The organism is Peribacillus sp. GL_122 (assembly GCF_057835005.1).
Map to the genome: position 1 here is coordinate 3273358 of NZ_CM174415.1, position 14797 is coordinate 3288154.

19 protein-coding genes are annotated in these 14797 nt (G+C 39.6%); 7 read left to right on the forward strand and 12 right to left on the reverse strand.

The window, feature by feature from the left end:
* Positions 1–5: 5 nt before the first annotated feature.
* On the reverse strand, positions 6–785 hold the full coding sequence (locus AC3ISB_RS15690; protein WP_053346465.1) for an SDR family oxidoreductase: 780 nt from the start codon (positions 783–785) through the stop codon (positions 6–8).
* Between the two features lie 248 nt (positions 786–1033).
* On the opposite strand from AC3ISB_RS15690, the gene AC3ISB_RS15695 reads away from it, so the two are divergent.
* A complete protein-coding gene (locus AC3ISB_RS15695; protein ID WP_141993707.1) occupies positions 1034–1489 on the forward strand; it encodes an OsmC family protein in 456 nt (151 codons plus the stop codon).
* Between the two features lie 45 nt (positions 1490–1534).
* Here AC3ISB_RS15695 and AC3ISB_RS15700 read toward each other — a convergent pair whose 3' ends face one another.
* Positions 1535–1786 carry a YkuS family protein gene (locus tag AC3ISB_RS15700; protein ID WP_098369433.1) on the reverse strand — a complete coding sequence of 84 codons (252 nt, stop codon included), beginning with the start codon at positions 1784–1786 and terminating at the stop codon, positions 1535–1537.
* 100 nt (positions 1787–1886) lie between these two features.
* Here AC3ISB_RS15700 and AC3ISB_RS15705 point away from each other — a divergent pair, with 100 nt between their 5' ends.
* Positions 1887–2021 (forward strand): YuzL family protein, encoded by a 135-nt coding sequence (locus AC3ISB_RS15705; protein WP_098369432.1) that lies wholly within the window; start codon positions 1887–1889, stop codon positions 2019–2021.
* Between the two features lie 121 nt (positions 2022–2142).
* Here the strand turns inward: AC3ISB_RS15705 and AC3ISB_RS15710 are convergent, their stop codons facing one another.
* Positions 2143–2307 (reverse strand): hypothetical protein, encoded by a 165-nt coding sequence (locus AC3ISB_RS15710; RefSeq protein ID WP_489273688.1) that lies wholly within the window; start codon positions 2305–2307, stop codon positions 2143–2145.
* A 95-nt stretch (positions 2308–2402) separates the two neighbouring features.
* On the opposite strand from AC3ISB_RS15710, the gene AC3ISB_RS15715 reads away from it, so the two are divergent.
* Positions 2403–2594 (forward strand): hypothetical protein, encoded by a 192-nt coding sequence (locus AC3ISB_RS15715; protein ID WP_260286457.1) that lies wholly within the window; start codon positions 2403–2405, stop codon positions 2592–2594.
* 224 nt (positions 2595–2818) lie between these two features.
* Here the strand turns inward: AC3ISB_RS15715 and AC3ISB_RS15720 are convergent, their stop codons facing one another.
* The 3 genes from AC3ISB_RS15720 to AC3ISB_RS15730 form a co-directional block, all read right to left on the reverse strand.
* Complete coding sequence (locus AC3ISB_RS15720) at positions 2819–3757, reverse strand: magnesium transporter CorA family protein (protein ID WP_098369430.1); 939 nt, start codon at positions 3755–3757, stop codon at positions 2819–2821.
* A gap of 311 nt (positions 3758–4068) precedes the next feature.
* Positions 4069–4341 carry a hypothetical protein gene (locus AC3ISB_RS15725; RefSeq protein ID WP_489273689.1) on the reverse strand — a complete coding sequence of 91 codons (273 nt, stop codon included), beginning with the start codon at positions 4339–4341 and terminating at the stop codon, positions 4069–4071.
* Positions 4342–4402: 61 nt separating this feature from the next.
* Positions 4403–5482 (reverse strand): nitric oxide synthase oxygenase, encoded by a 1080-nt coding sequence (locus AC3ISB_RS15730; protein ID WP_098369626.1) that lies wholly within the window; start codon positions 5480–5482, stop codon positions 4403–4405.
* 263 nt (positions 5483–5745) lie between these two features.
* Here AC3ISB_RS15730 and AC3ISB_RS15735 point away from each other — a divergent pair, with 263 nt between their 5' ends.
* The gene (locus tag AC3ISB_RS15735) at positions 5746–6069 is read left to right on the forward strand and encodes a winged helix-turn-helix transcriptional regulator (protein ID WP_098369429.1); all 324 of its coding nucleotides are present in this window, start codon (positions 5746–5748) and stop codon (positions 6067–6069) included.
* A 137-nt stretch (positions 6070–6206) separates the two neighbouring features.
* Positions 6207–7124, forward strand: coding sequence for an NAD(P)/FAD-dependent oxidoreductase (locus AC3ISB_RS15740; RefSeq protein ID WP_141993710.1), 918 nt, complete (start codon positions 6207–6209; stop codon positions 7122–7124).
* 92 nt (positions 7125–7216) lie between these two features.
* Here AC3ISB_RS15740 and AC3ISB_RS15745 read toward each other — a convergent pair whose 3' ends face one another.
* Positions 7217–7363, reverse strand: a complete 147-nt coding sequence (locus AC3ISB_RS15745; RefSeq protein WP_141993711.1) for a lmo0937 family membrane protein — start codon at positions 7361–7363, stop codon at positions 7217–7219.
* 251 nt (positions 7364–7614) lie between these two features.
* On the opposite strand from AC3ISB_RS15745, the gene AC3ISB_RS15750 reads away from it, so the two are divergent.
* Both AC3ISB_RS15750 and AC3ISB_RS15755 read left to right on the forward strand, forming a co-directional pair.
* On the forward strand, positions 7615–7935 hold the full coding sequence (locus AC3ISB_RS15750; protein ID WP_141993712.1) for a YckD family protein: 321 nt from the start codon (positions 7615–7617) through the stop codon (positions 7933–7935).
* A 170-nt stretch (positions 7936–8105) separates the two neighbouring features.
* The gene (locus AC3ISB_RS15755; RefSeq protein ID WP_489273690.1) at positions 8106–10079 is read left to right on the forward strand and encodes a S9 family peptidase; all 1974 of its coding nucleotides are present in this window, start codon (positions 8106–8108) and stop codon (positions 10077–10079) included.
* Between the two features lie 42 nt (positions 10080–10121).
* On the opposite strand, the gene AC3ISB_RS15760 is transcribed toward AC3ISB_RS15755, so the two are convergent.
* From AC3ISB_RS15760 to AC3ISB_RS15780, 5 genes are all read right to left on the reverse strand, one after another.
* On the reverse strand, positions 10122–10553 hold the full coding sequence (locus AC3ISB_RS15760) for a CBS domain-containing protein (RefSeq protein ID WP_098369624.1): 432 nt from the start codon (positions 10551–10553) through the stop codon (positions 10122–10124).
* 207 nt (positions 10554–10760) lie between these two features.
* A complete protein-coding gene (locus AC3ISB_RS15765; protein ID WP_489273691.1) occupies positions 10761–11333 on the reverse strand; it encodes an MBL fold metallo-hydrolase in 573 nt (190 codons plus the stop codon).
* 777 nt (positions 11334–12110) lie between these two features.
* The gene (locus AC3ISB_RS15770) at positions 12111–13091 is read right to left on the reverse strand and encodes an ABC transporter permease (RefSeq protein WP_144527818.1); all 981 of its coding nucleotides are present in this window, start codon (positions 13089–13091) and stop codon (positions 12111–12113) included.
* Positions 13084–13998 carry an ABC transporter ATP-binding protein gene (locus tag AC3ISB_RS15775; RefSeq protein ID WP_489273692.1) on the reverse strand — a complete coding sequence of 305 codons (915 nt, stop codon included), beginning with the start codon at positions 13996–13998 and terminating at the stop codon, positions 13084–13086. Before AC3ISB_RS15775 ends, AC3ISB_RS15770 begins: the two co-directional genes overlap by 8 nt.
* Complete coding sequence (locus AC3ISB_RS15780; RefSeq protein WP_489273693.1) at positions 13995–14786, reverse strand: SGNH/GDSL hydrolase family protein; 792 nt, start codon at positions 14784–14786, stop codon at positions 13995–13997. The genes AC3ISB_RS15775 and AC3ISB_RS15780 overlap by 4 nt, the downstream gene beginning before the upstream one ends.
* Positions 14787–14797 lie beyond the last annotated feature (11 nt).

Sequence of the window (14797 nt, forward strand, 5' to 3'; positions counted from 1 at the left end):
TCCGATTATGCTAATGCTGCTATACCTCCGTCAACGATTAAAACATGTCCAACCAAATAATCGGACGCTTTCGAGGCTAAAAAAACGGCGGCTCCTTTTAAATCCTCTTCATTACCATACCGGCCAGCCGGAGTTTGACCTACGATGTCAAAGTTGGATTCTTCAAGGATTTTTTTTGTGATTTTAGTCGGGAAAAAGCCTGGTGCTATCGCATTGACTTGAATCCCGTGTCTAGCAAGCTTAACCCCTAGATCCTTAGTCATTGTTATCACAGCGCCCTTACTTGTGTTATAAGCAATGGTATCCAATACTTCAGGTATCGAACCGCCAAGACCCGACACAGATGCAATATTAATGATTTTGCCGGACTTTTGCTGTAACATGACCTTTGCTACAGCCTGTGAAAACAAGAACGTACCCGTAACATTTACCTTCAACACTTTCTCCCATTTATCCTCAGGAACATCCAATAGCGGGCCTGACCAAGATGTACCGCTATTATTGACAAGAATATCAATGGCACCGAATTGAGAAACAGTTTCTTTTACAACATGTTCGATGTCACTCTTATTGGTAATATCACATTCAAAGGCGATCGCTTTAATTCCTAATGATTGTAGGTGATCACAAACCTCTTTACATACAGAAAGATTGCGTGAGGCAATAACAATATTAGCTCCTGCCTCTGCCAGCGCCAAAGCTATCTGTTTGCCTAGCCCTCTGCCGCCTCCGGTAATAATAGCCGTTTTATTCGTTAAATCGAACAGATTACTTAATGTTGTCAACTTTTCAGCCCTTCCGTTATGAAATATCTATCTTTTTATAAAGCGATTTATATTATTATAGAAAAGCCTATCCATTATGGTGCTTAAAATAGCCTAATGCCTCTGCCTTTTTGTTTCACTAGCTTTATTAATTTTTGCTTTCCATATGAATTCAATATGTATGAGATTACTTCCTGATTTACGAGCAAAATCGAATACATAGCCTGTTTATTCGTTTACACTAAAAGAATATTAAGGAGGTTATAGATATGACGATACATCACTTTCATTTAACCGCAGAATGGCCCGGCGGCAGAAATGATATCGGCACGATTCATTCAGGGAATCTTCAAACACAAATAAGTATTCCTACTGGAATGGAAGGACCAGGGGTCGGGACTAATCCCGATGAAATGCTTCTTGGGGCGGCATCGACCTGCTATATCATTACCTTTGCTGCCATGTTAGAGCGAGCCCATATAGAAAAGGCGAGCTTGTCCATGCAATCGGAAGCGTTAGTGGATGTTACGAATGGTGTATTCACCTATAAGAAAATCATTCATTGCCCTGCACTTGTATTAGTACCGGGCACTTCTGAAAAAGTGATTGAAAAAGCGAGGAAGCTTGCTGAAAAAGCTGAAACTTCATGTATGATTTCTAGAGCGATAAAAGGTAATGTAGCGGTGGAATTGAATGCGACAATTTCCATAGCACAGCAATCTTGAACAGAAAAAGTGCCTAACCCTATGTCGGTTTAGGCACTTTTTGAACTATTGAATCAAGTTCACTTTATTTTCAACCTCGCGGCACACTTCATCAGCCGTTAAACCATTTGCCTCAATGATGGACGCTTTCAATGAAGTATCGCTTATACCCATCATATTACTTTCCAAACCTGTTACCACACAACAATCCACGTTTTTTGCGTCAGCTTCTTGTTTAATCTCCACAACATCAAAACCTTTTTCGCGAAGTGCTTCCTGAATATTCGTTAATGATTCTTCAACACCGATTTTTGACATCAACACACACCTCCTCTACCCTCTAACCTGTCCTTTTCACCTTCAATATATGTATAGGATGTAAAGGAAATAGGGAAAGTAATATCGAGGTGATAAACATATGAATGGGAAAAACAAGAAGGATGCTTCACAAACTCGTTTAGGTTCTTCTCAGATAGAGGGGCAAGGTACCACTACGAAAGAAACAGGGGCCTTCACTCAACCTTCTTCACTTAAAAAGCAAAAACGTTCCTGATAACAGAGAATCTTAAATCAATCATGGAACTCCGCCTTCATGAACAAAAAAAACGCTTGGTTTAACCGCCAAGCGTTTTCCTTTGCATGATCCTGTCTTTGCCGTACATTCAATAAGGGTCTTATATATTTTGTTTTCTGATTTCCCTTTGAATTTTTAGATTATTCAATTGATCTCCATCAATTGTTTTTGAATCCATTTTTGCTTTATCGGCTTCACCTGGGTTTAAATCACTTGCCCTTAAATTATTATTGGGCGCTGCTTGCTCGTTCCATTTGGCCATCATGATCTCCTCCTTAGTCCTTTATCCTTCCCAAACCTAAGAATATTCATGAATACACCCCATCATTTATTGCAAAGATAGGAATGGAGGTGGTTTTATTGGAACCAAACAAACCCGGCAATAAGAATGTACCGGATTTTAAAGAGTTGAACGACCGTATCATCAGAGAAGCATCACAGAGTCCCCGTTTAGTGATTCAAACAAATTTGGATGCAAAGAATGTAAAGGATGAGAACCCTTATGCGGATCGGATTAACAGTGAAGGATTTTCTGATTTTTTTGAGGAATAAAACAAACCACTTTGTACAATTAGGACGTTGATTTCCACTCCAGGCACTCGCTTTCCGCGGGCGGTCCGGGAGCCTCCTCGGCGCCTTTGCGCCTGCGGGGTCTCCCTTGGACGCGCTTTTCCCGCAGGAGTCTCGCACCTTCCGTTCCAATCAACTTTGTTTTAAATTTAGATAAAATCCCTTTTGTCTACAAACTGAAACCGGCTTTATAAGCCGGTTTAATTTTAAAAATATTTTTTCTTCCAAAAAATGAATGCCGTCGTTCCAGCCAATGTGATGGCAATTAATAATGTAAAAATGAAAGCAAACCGATTATGTTCAAATGGCAGTTCGACATTCATTCCGTAAAAACTTGCCACCATCGTCGGAAGTGTTAAAATAATGGTCACTGAGGTTAGAAACTTCATGGCATTATTGACATTATTGGAAATGATCGAAGCGAATGCATCCATCATACCGCTAAGAATGGATAGATACACTTCTGCCATTTCGATTGCCTGAGCATTTTCGATGATTACATCCTCAAGCAACTCTTTATCTTCTTCATACATTTTCAAATAATTAAAACGGAGGATCTTATCAAGTACTACGCGATTGGATTTCAATGATGTCGTAAAATAAACCAGACTTTTTTCCAAAGCAAGGAAAGTGTATAATTCTTTATTTTTCATGGACTGATGCAATTCACGTTCCGCTTCATTAGTCATCTTGTTAATCTGTTTCAGGTATCGTAAATAATAGGATGAAATCTCAAATAATATTTGTAAAGCAAACCTTGTTTTCTTATTAGTGAAAAATCCTTTGATTTTATTGTTTTTGAAATTCGCCAATATCGGTGTTTCTTTCAAAGACACTGTAATGAAACAGTCTTTGGTGAAGATCATACCGATAGGGATCGTTTCAAAGATCGGTAAGTCTGCTTCGTCCCTGGTCAAATATGGGAAGTCGACAATAATTAAAACATTATCATCCTCTTTTTCGATTCGTGGCCTTTCTTCATCATCAAGTGGATCTTTCATGAAATTGATCGGTAATTGCAAAGTCGTGCATATATAATCTATTTCAGCTTCTGTGGGCGCAACAATGTTCACCCAGGAACCTTTTGTCATGTCCTCGATATTGTTTAGGTGACGATTTTCATCCGTCTTGTAGATTTCAATCATTTTCTTGACCTCCTCTTCTATAGAGAAAGCCTTATTTACCTTCTTCGAGCAGATACTCAAGGAGAATAACAGTCTCGACTTCTAGCATCATATTGGCTTCCTCTTTCTTTCTGGGTTCAGGATCATAAGAACTGCTGCTCACTCGTATCCACTTCCTTTCGATTCTTTAATCTTAATCCTTATTCATTTAAAGCACAATAAAGAATTTAATACCATGAATCCCTATTTCGAATTCGCAATTATCTGATTTTTTTCATTTGAAAAATATAATAAAAAAAACGCTTGGGTATCCCCAAGCGAGTCTGATTGCATTATCCATGCTTCGCATTATTATAATAGTGAACACCATACATGGCGCCTTCATCTACCATTTTATTATCGTCATGATCATATGGATCAGGGTGACCTGCCTTTTCAATTACGGGATCCAGCTCGGAAGCCTTCCTATTCCAAAAGCCTACTGTTTTTGCTTTTGCATTGGACCATATGTCCTTCACTTTTCCTCTGTTCGTTTTATTCGATAAAAATGAGACTCCGGCAATTCCGACTCCTATTAATACTACGTTTTTTCCTAATGCCATCATTACCTTCCCCCTTATTTATTGACTTGCTATAACTATACCCCGCGCCAGTTAATTTAAACCTTTATTTATATGGAGGAATTTGATAAAAGAAATTAGGTTTCATTATTTCATTGTTATATGGCTGATGAAAAACGTGTGTCGTCGCTGGAGACACCGGTGGAATTAACCAGGTCCAGTCCCCCGTTACTTTCCGATTACAAGAGGTTTCTTTTTCTTCGAATTTCTTGAATTGTTTAGCTGCTGTATGATGATCTACAATGCTGACTCCGTGTTTTTTATACGAATGAAGGACTGCTTCATTCAGTTCGATCAGGGCTCTATCTTTCCATAAATTCGAATCACGCTTAATATCCAAGCCCATCCTCTCCCCGATTTCCGGCAGCATATTGTAGCGTTCTTCATCCGCAAGGTTCCTCGCACCGACTTCCGTTCCCATGTACCACCCATTAAATGGTGCAGCTGAATAAGTAATACCGCCAATTTCCAACCTCATACCGGAAATGATGGGAACCGCATACCATTTGATTTGAAGATCTTTGAACCATTTTAGCTTAGGGTGGGTGATTTGAACTTCTTTAACGAGTCTTTCAGGTATATCATGAAAACTAGGGGTTTTTCCGTCCAATTGGACTACAAGGGGTAAAATATCGAAAGGTCCGATTTTCCCTTCCCATCCTAATGCCATACATTGCTTGGTGAATTCGATTGAACTTGAATCGCCGATTACGCCATGTTCCGTCTCATATCCTGCATATCGAATAAGCTGATGATTCCAAATATCCACTTTTCGATCATGATCTTTCTGTTTGAAAATTGTAATCACAGGTCTGATGCTCCCATTATTCGTAGCATATTCGATATGCTCAAAGAGAGCCGATACTATTCCCTCTTCGCTTTGAATCATCCTTTTATCAATTACCCTCAGCGATTCCCAAAAAAAGCGCCCAATGCAACGATTGCTATTACGCCAAGCTAATTTAGCACCATATACCAATTCTTCATATGTATGTTCATATTTGCCTGTTTCATTTATTTCCTTGTTAATTTGTTCGATCCTGCCATTTATGTCCTCTTCCGTTTTCAATAATTCCGGATAACTTGTCCTGATAAAGGATACGGCCTCTTGCAGTAAATCATTCATCTTTCCCACGGATCCTTCCATTTGCAAAACTTTGACTTCAATATTAAAATAACATATTTTTTATGGTATCTCTAAAGAACACAATTTTTAAAAAGCACATTTTTTTAAAGTGTGGCAATTCTGAGGCGGAAAACTTTTCATGATACTTAAAGTAAGCTCATAAATTTCTTATACTATAACATCTCTAGTAACTAAATAATTATCGGTAAAGTTGTTACATTTGAGGTAAATGGATTATAATATATTAATAATGAGGTGATATGATGAATAATACGACACTTTGTCCACGATTTGAAAAAGGAATGCAAATCTTGAGTAAACGCTGGACTGGATTGATTGTCAATCAATTACTTAAAGGCCCTCAACGGTTTTGTAATATTGAATCTGCATTCCCGATAAGCGGCAGGATTCTTTCTGAACGTTTAAAGGACTTGGAAATTGAAGGTATTGTTAAAAGGGACGTATATCCAGAGACACCGGTCAGGATTGAATATTCTTTAACTGAAAAAGGCAAGGCCCTTGCACCGGTAATGAACGAAATTCAAAATTGGGCACAAGAATGGCTTGAACCAATACAGAATCAATGATATAGGAATTAAAGAGAGGAGGAAGGTCTGCCAGCTGCGGACTTCCTCCTTTTTTGTTTAAGCGCCAGCGACTAGTGGTATATTTTTTACAGAAAGAATAACACTAGGTTTATTCCAAATTTATGGGCGGTGAATTCATGAAACAAGCAGATTGCATTATTATTGGTGGAGGTATAGCCGGTATTCAGGCAGCCATCCAACTCGGAAGATATAAACATGATATTATCGTCATTGATTCTGCTCAAGGCCGATCTTCGATTGCCAAGGCTTACCATAACATTCTTGGATGGCCTGATGGGGTAAGCGGTAAACAATTAAGGACGCTTGGCAGACAGCACGCTGAAAAATTCGGTGTCGAATTCTTGGATGATACAGTGAAATCTCTTGAAAAAAAGCAGGACATGTTTTTTATCCAAACAAAGAATGACAGGGAATATCAAGCCAAAATGATTTTTCTTGGTACTGGCATTACCGATAACATTCCTCCAATCAAAAACATCTATCCAACTCTTGGGACATCCACATATATATGCCCTGATTGTGATGGGTATGAGATCATGGATAAGCAAACCGTTGTCATGGGAGGCGGAAATGCGGGCGCGGGCATGGCGCTTACTCTATTATATTGGTCAAAAGATATCATTTACGTAAATCACTTGAAAACAAAAATTGATGATGAGTATAGGGAAAAGTTAAAGGAAAATCAGATTCCCGTAATTGAAGAGGAAGTTTGTGAGGTTCATGTTGATGCCAAACAGCAGTTGACAGCCATACAATTACTATCAGGTAAAATAATCGAAGCTGAAAAGGCATTCACGGCATTTAAAGGTAACAAACTTAATAATGAGCTAGCCTTACAATTAGGTGTGCAAGTAAATGAAAACAATCATGTGGTGATTCATCCACGGACTAAAGAAACGAATATTAAAGGAGTCTGGGCAGGCGGCGACCTCGTTGCCCATTCCGAACAAGTCACCATATCGATGGGGGATGGTACCCAAGCAGCGATATGGATTCATAAGAGGCTGTTAGGACAGCCACTTCCTTATGATTGACAACCTGATGGAAAATTAAAAGGCGACCTGTCCACCAGGCCGCCTTTACATGGGTATTTATAAAGCTTTCCACGTTAGCTTTCTATACACATCTATGTTCGATTCCTTCCCTTAAAAACTTTAACCAAAATGAGAATGACCGCGATGATAAGCAAGATATGTATAAATCCTGCAGCCACTTTAAAGACTAAACCAAGAACCCATAATAATATTATTAAACCAATAATTGTCCAAATCATGATAATCCCCCTTCTTCCCTTCTTTAAATGGTTTTTATTTAGAAGCTAAAATGAAATTTTCTGCTTACATTTAAATTACCCATATCTTTCTGTAACAAACCTTCACCCTATTTTTTTACATAAAACTGTAAATTCTGTAAATGATAATAAAGAAATAAGGAATCTTCCATATTGAAAAACATCCACCATTAGGAAGAGACTTACAAGCTTTATAGGTTCCACAAAAATCAATTAGAAGGAGTCGTTCATTCATGAAAAAGTTTTTAATCATCTGTCTAACAGCATGTTCCCTGTTCTTGGTTAACCTGAATCATCCGGCTGCACAGGAAAATAAAGCAAAACCGGAAAGTGTCCAATTCACTGAAGCTCAAAAATCGGAAATCGCTAAGATCCAAAAGCAGATACTCGCTGACAAAAAGATATTGATCGAAAAATATGTCGAGTATGGCGCGCTCTCGAAAGAAGAAGCCGATAAAATGGTTTCACATTTTGAAGAACATTATAAAATGATGGAAGAACATAATTTCCAAATTCCGCCGCACCGCCCACATACTCGACACATGCATAAGTAATTGAATGTTTTTTTGCCTATATAGCCTGATAATCCGACCTGATGAATAGGCCGGATTATTTTCATTCTCTTGTCCTTGATAAATAAACATTACGCGTTTACCATTTACTAAAGGATTTATATTTCTCTTTAGCGAAATACATAACTATGAGAAATGAAAGGGTGAAAAGGATGAACAAAATAGGTATAACAGCAAGAGACTTATTTCACTTGAAATCAGTAACCGATCCAAAGCTATCCCCGGATGGCAGCATGGCGATTTATGTCCAAACCAGAATAGATGAAAAAACGGAAAAATACATTTCCAATCTGTATATGTTCAGCCTGATCACGAATGAAACAAAGCAATGGACGTTTGGGGATAATCGTGATACATCACCAGCCTGGTCCCCCGACGGCAAGCATATCGCCTTTATATCGGACAGATCTGGTAAAAAACAAGTCCACATTATCGGGAGCATTGGTGGGGAAGCTCGACAGCTGACACATTTCTTTAACGGCGTAACAAAGCCTATTTGGTCTCCTTGTTCCACCAAGTTGCTGCTTTCAACCGGATTAAAGGTGGGCGAAAACCTTAATACGGTTAAGGAAAATGATTTGTCCAAAGAAGTTCATAGGTATGACCGGATTAAGTATAAATGGGATGGGAGAGGCTATTTTGATCAGTTATATCAGCAGCTGGTTATAGTGGAAATTTTTAAGGGAGATTCCACATTGCTAACGGAAAACAATATTGATCATCATCCGAATGCATGGTCCCCAGACGGACAGCATATTGCATTCATAAGCGGGGATGCAGAAAGAAGTGATGATGAACTTTTTTCCGATATTTTCATCATGGAACTAGAAACGAAAGCTTTAGAGAGGATAACGGATGGCAAAGGGTTCTTTAGAGATCCGAAATGGTCACCAAATGGCGAATATATATCTTTCATTGGCCATAATAAAGAATTTGCCGGTGCCACCTTTTCAAATATCTGGTTATATTCCATTTTCGATCAAACGACACAGTGTTTGACCGATGGATGGGACGTCCAAATTGGAGATTCCGCAATTGGGGATTTCCAAATCGGAGCCGTCGACCCAGGTATCTTATGGACAAACGATAGCCAAGGCTTTTACTTTTTAATAAGCGATTACGGAAATACCGGAGTTTATTATGGTTCCATTGAAGGAGCCATGTATCCATCGATCCTTGACCCGCAGCATATTTACGGCTTTACTATAGATCCCGAAAGCCATCGTGCTGTCGTAGCCATCAGTACACCTGTTCATCCCGGCGATCTCTTTACTTATAACCTTACCAATGGCGATAAACAACAAATCAGTTTTGTTAATGAGGATTTTTTGAAGGATAAACATTTGTCCATGGCTGAACCCATTACATTTCCATCTGTTGATGGACTTACCATCCACGGCTGGATCATGAGACCGACCGATTTTAATGGTAATCAAAAATATCCGCTCATTTTAGAAATCCATGGCGGTCCGCATATGATGTATGCCAATACCTATGTTCATGAATTCCAGACCTTGGCTAATGAAGGGTATACTGTATTGTTCACTAACCCGCGCGGGAGTGTAGGATATGGCCAAGACTTCGTAAATGCCTGCCGGGGCGATTATGGAGGCATGGATTATAAGGACTTAATGGCTGGAGTTGATCACGTTTTAGCTTCGTATGATTTTATCGAGCATGAAGATTTAGGGGTATCCGGAGGAAGTTATGGAGGGTTCATGACAAATTGGATCATTGGACATACCAACCGCTTCAAGGCCGCTGTGACTCAGCGTTGCATAAGTAACTGGCTAAGTTTTTATGGGGTCAGCGACATTGGCTATTATTTTACAGAGTGGGAAGTAGGCGGCGATATCGTTAACTCTTCTGAAAAATTATGGAAGCACTCTCCTTTAAAATATGTTTCCAATGTGAATACCCCTTTACTTTTACTTCACGGGGAAAAGGATTTCCGCTGTCCCATTGAACAGAGCGAGCAATTTTTTGTCGCTTTAAAACGGCAAAAAAAAGAAGCAGTGCTTGTTTCATTCCCAGATGAAACTCATGAAGTATCCCGAAGCGGATCTCCAAAAATGCGCCTGCAACATGTTGAGGAAATCAAAGGATGGTTCAATAAGTATCTTTAATAACAAAAACTCTGTTAGCAAAAGCTAACAGAGTTTTTGTTTTTAGTGTTGAATTTGGTCTCTGTCCTCGGAAATTGAACTTAAAGCATTTCCCGCCATTGAATTTGTCTGTTGGTGTACAGCAAGATCACCTAATGCCACGACTCCCACCAGCTTGTCATTCTCAATGATAGGGAGCCTTCTGATTTGTTCGGTAGCCATTAACTCTTCAGCTTCATCCACTGACATATCAGGCGTACCTGTTACAAGGTTCGTGGAAATGACATCAGTAATTCTAGTTGAATTCGGCTTTTTCTCGGCAACACAGCGAATGACGATATCCCTGTCTGTGATGACACCAATTAAATGGTTATTCTCCAATACAGGAATGACACCAACATCTTCATTCTTCATTTTGACTGCCGCTTCATATATATTATCTTCCGCAGTGCAACAATCCACGTCTGTTGTCATGATATCTCTTAATGTAGTCACGGAAATCCCTCCATTTTCATAAGTTGCTTGTTTATTTTTGACTTCTGAAGAGAAATTATTCATGGAACACGTTTATGCTTCATTCCACATATTTCCCATGATCCGGTTTAGCTAATGAATCGAATTCCTTTGCAAGCTTTGATAAACCCTTTTCCAGTTCTTGCCCTTCAACAGGATACCCGTGCCCCGTTATGGCAACAGCCGGCTTTATACTTCCAATAACTTTACAGATTCTTTTGCAGCCTTCCAATCGGTTGTCAAATACCTCGGTGGGCCCGCTATTTCTTTCTCCTGAGTGATTACCTTGTATAGGGAATCTTGCCTGACATTCACAAAAGCATCTCCAGCAATCAAACTTCGGTCACTTTCACGGAAAAGTGAAATATGTCCTTTTGAATGGCCAGGGGTGTGAACCCATTTCCAATCACGAAGCCCGGGAACACTATGATCATCAGGCAATGGCTGAACTTTTTCATCAAGGTTGATTCCCTCATTCGGAAAAATCCATGAAATTTTTGCGACCATCCCTCCTTCAACAGCAGGGTCCGGATTGGGGTAATTTTCCTGTCCCGTTAAATAAGGCATTTCTTTTATATGGGCATAAACTGGAGCTTTCCAATACTCCATTAACTCAATCAGTGCACCAACTTGATCGAAATGTCCATGTGTCAAAATAATAGCAGCTGGTGGATTTTGTGGTCCATATATTTCTTCAGCAGTTTTCTTTATTACCTCTGCTGAGCGTGACATCCCTGCATCTATAAAATACCCAATTATCATCTTTGGGTGACCCTATAAAAATCACATTAACGATTTGGACGGAAAGACAATGTATATTCTAAATTTATTATATGTACATCACCACTGGAGACTGAAGTCATTGGCATCAATTTTTCATTCAAATGATTATCATCCATTTATAATCCTCCTAATTTTGAACATACTTTTTTTAAAAGGATACCCTGTACAAGAAAATAAAAAACAACCTACTATTTGTATAGGCTGTTTCAGACAGAAGACAAATTCGAAGAAAAAGCGAGTTTGCCTGCAGTTTTTTATTTTTAAAAAAGTTGCAGATGATTTCAGAAATCCACTCCCTTTCCGCCTACTGTCTGCCAAGCCTCATCAAAGCATGCGTCTGTGGGGTCTCGGCTGACAGTTATTCGGCAGGAGTGTCACCAATTTCTTCATCCAGTGAGTTTTCAGTTCCTAAAAAACAGTAAAAAATAAATCAGTATAACCAAGTCTTGTTTTAAAAATCATGGTATTCATTCCCTCGATAAAATCGTGAAAAGGATACGGGATGACCGTTCCGATCCCCATAAGGTCGACAAATTCGAAGAAAGGCCAGTTTACCTGCAGTTTTTTTATTTTTAAAAAGGTTGCAGATAATTTCAGAAATCCGCTCCCTTTCTGCCGAGACCCCGCGAGCATCTAGCGGGGTCTCGGCTAGCCATTAAACCGAGTCTTCTTTTGAAATCCGGTCCGGTGCGCGACACTTCCGGAAGCCCTTTTGTCAACAAACTGAAACAACCAATAATTTATATTGGCTGCTTATCAGTATACATCCCTCCGGGTAAATACTGTAAAAGATACAATTAAAGCAAGAGCCCACCAAACGAGCAAGGTAATGACAGATGATAATAAAGTCATCCCTTCTATCGGTGGAGCCGTCCCGCTAATATAAGCGGTCAACTTCAAATTCACCATAAAGAAATATTTCGCTGATTCCCATGATGAAACCATATTGTTCAATATAGCCCCGGAAATTAATGCAGCCAGCATGATGCCCATGCCTGCAGGGGTGCTCCTCACTAAAACCGAAAGCATGAAAGAAAGGGTCCCTACAACAACCGCCACCAGCCAGACAAGTCCTAAATCCATCAATAGGAATTTCCATTGTTCAACTAACCTTACTTGACTGACATCCACATCAGCACCATTCAATTCGAATCCGGTTATTACGGGGGCTCCCCATCCTTGATAACCGAAAACGATTCCTGATAAAAGGTAAGACAATAAGGCTGTCATCGCAACGATAATCGAAACCGATAATAATAATGTTACATATTTGCTCAATAAGATTTTCCAGCGCTCCACTGGCCTTGTCAGCAGAAGCTTGATCGTGCCTTGTCCATTTTCGGAAGAAACCAAATCACTGGCCACAATCATGATCAACAGCGGAATGAATAAATCAATTGAATTTTCCAAAAACATGCGTGTAAAAGTAGCTGCGCCTGGTTCTGAGGGATTGATATCATGATCGAGATAATATTGCTGCTGCTTCAGACTTACTTGCAGCTGTTCACGCCACTCATCCAGCATCCTATTCGAGCCCAACCGATTTTGAGTATCAATGATTTGCTGCTGAAGAGCTGCACGCCAATCATCAGTTCCCAACTTCTCCCGCTGCTCTTCCACTTGTTTGTATTGGGCATATGTAAACATCAACACTAAAATTCCAACGATGATACCGATTATGATCAGCCGCTTTTTTGCCAACATCTTCATCATTTCATTTTGGACCAAGTTATTCAATGCCTGCACCTCCGACACCGGTAACTTGCAAAAACAACTCTTCCAATCCCGGGAGCTTTCGATTCATTTCATGTACCCTCACCCCTGCATGGTTAAGTGCAGCATTCCATTCAGGTGTTTTGAGTTCATCATAAGCTGTAATGATATATTTTTGATCTAAGGTAATATCGGTGAAGCGGCTAAGAATTTCCACTCCTTTTTGAATAGGTTCCACCCGCCAAATTATCCGCTCCTGCGCGGATAATAAGCTTTCCACTGTATCCGTTTTAATAATTTCCCCGCCTTTAATAATTGCGACCCTGTCACAAAGTTGCTGTATTTCACCTAATAAGTGTGAAGAAACCAGAACACTCATACCTTCTTCTTCAGCCAACTTCCTGATGAATTGTCGCATTTCACGGATTCCGGCAGGATCTAGACCGTTAGTGGGTTCATCCAAAATTAACAGCTTAGGGCTGTTCAGCATTGCCTGCGCGATTCCTAAACGCTGCCTCATCCCTAACGAATAGGTCTTCACTTTATCGTTAATTCTCGCTTGCAGACCAACGAGTTCAACAACCTCGATCATTCTTGTTTCATCGACTTCAGGTAACATTCTTGCAAAGTGGAGCAAATTATCCCACCCACTCAAAAATGGATATAACTCTGGATTTTCAACGATGCAGCCCATTTGCTTCATAGCCTTCGTAAATTCCTGACGAACATCATACCCGCATATATGGATGGAACCCGAGGATGGCTTAATCAATCCGACCAACATGCGGATTGTCGTCGTCTTACCTGCTCCATTCGGTCCTAAAAAGCCGAAAACCTCACCTTCATGCAACTCAAAATCTATTCCTTTAATAATTTCCCTTTTGCCAATCTTTTTTCTCAAGTCCCTAACAGACAATGTCACCTTTTTCATCGTTCCACATCCTCCCATTTTATTAAAGGAGCAACTCTATCAGCAATTAAACGATACCCCTTCTTATTAGGGTGAAAATTGTCCGAATACAAATACTCATTTACCGACAATTGAAATAAATCGAATGTTGGAACGAAAATTGCATTTTCATAATGAGCCACGACTTCTGCCGTTTCATTATTCCAGTCCCGTACGATGCGGTTCGTATCAAAGTCTTTATCCAAATCTATAAATGGATTATACAGGCCAAGCAACAAAATAGTAGCGGAATCATTGACTTTATTTATATCTTTAAAAATTTCATGTAAATTTCCCAAGAAATTCTTTTGTGATACGGATGTAGCTTCACGATCATATTCAAGCAGGGTCTTCCCTTTTTGAAATAAATCGTTACCCCCGATTGTAACTAAAATAACATCAGCTGCCTGGATTTGGCGCTTCACTTCCGGTTGTTTCACTTGCTGCACCAATTCGTTAGACACTTGTCCATTAATTCCGAGGTTATGAATGATTGGTTTTCTATTATATTGACTCTTCAAATCTTCAACAACAAGTCCAACATAGCCTTTGCCTGTTTCATCACCTGTGCCACGTGTTAATGAATCGCCTATCGCCACTACCGTAAAATCATCGGGAAGATCATTTTTAAAGGGAGTTTCTTCAATTACTTCCATATCGGATGTTTTTTTTCCATAATGGTCCATAATCGCCCATCCTAGGCAAAATACAAAAAACAGGCCGATAAGAGCTGATACGATGGTAGTAGCCAACACTTTTGGTTTACTCAAAAACACTCACC

What these genes read in the sequence shown, in the direction of transcription:
- AC3ISB_RS15695 (WP_141993707.1), top strand. Translation starts at nt 1,034, where the DNA reads ATGACGATACATCACTTTCATTTAACCGCAGAATGGCCCGGCGGCAGA.
- AC3ISB_RS15700 (WP_098369433.1), bottom strand. Translation starts at nt 1,786, where the DNA reads ATGTCAAAAATCGGTGTTGAAGAATCATTAACGAATATTCAGGAAGCA.
- AC3ISB_RS15705 (WP_098369432.1), top strand. Translation starts at nt 1,887, where the DNA reads ATGAATGGGAAAAACAAGAAGGATGCTTCACAAACTCGTTTAGGTTCT.
- AC3ISB_RS15710 (WP_489273688.1), bottom strand. Translation starts at nt 2,307, where the DNA reads ATGATGGCCAAATGGAACGAGCAAGCAGCGCCCAATAATAATTTAAGG.
- AC3ISB_RS15720 (WP_098369430.1), bottom strand. Translation starts at nt 3,757, where the DNA reads ATGATTGAAATCTACAAGACGGATGAAAATCGTCACCTAAACAATATC.
- AC3ISB_RS15725 (WP_489273689.1), bottom strand. Translation starts at nt 4,341, where the DNA reads ATGATGGCATTAGGAAAAAACGTAGTATTAATAGGAGTCGGAATTGCC.
- AC3ISB_RS15730 (WP_098369626.1), bottom strand. Translation starts at nt 5,482, where the DNA reads ATGAATGATTTACTGCAAGAGGCCGTATCCTTTATCAGGACAAGTTAT.
- AC3ISB_RS15735 (WP_098369429.1), top strand. Translation starts at nt 5,746, where the DNA reads ATGAATAATACGACACTTTGTCCACGATTTGAAAAAGGAATGCAAATC.
- AC3ISB_RS15740 (WP_141993710.1), top strand. Translation starts at nt 6,207, where the DNA reads ATGAAACAAGCAGATTGCATTATTATTGGTGGAGGTATAGCCGGTATT.
- AC3ISB_RS15745 (WP_141993711.1), bottom strand. Translation starts at nt 7,363, where the DNA reads ATGATTTGGACAATTATTGGTTTAATAATATTATTATGGGTTCTTGGT.
- AC3ISB_RS15750 (WP_141993712.1), top strand. Translation starts at nt 7,615, where the DNA reads ATGAAAAAGTTTTTAATCATCTGTCTAACAGCATGTTCCCTGTTCTTG.
- AC3ISB_RS15755 (WP_489273690.1), top strand. Translation starts at nt 8,106, where the DNA reads ATGAACAAAATAGGTATAACAGCAAGAGACTTATTTCACTTGAAATCA.
- AC3ISB_RS15765 (WP_489273691.1), bottom strand. Translation starts at nt 11,333, where the DNA reads ATGATAATTGGGTATTTTATAGATGCAGGGATGTCACGCTCAGCAGAG.
- AC3ISB_RS15775 (WP_489273692.1), bottom strand. Translation starts at nt 13,998, where the DNA reads ATGAAAAAGGTGACATTGTCTGTTAGGGACTTGAGAAAAAAGATTGGC.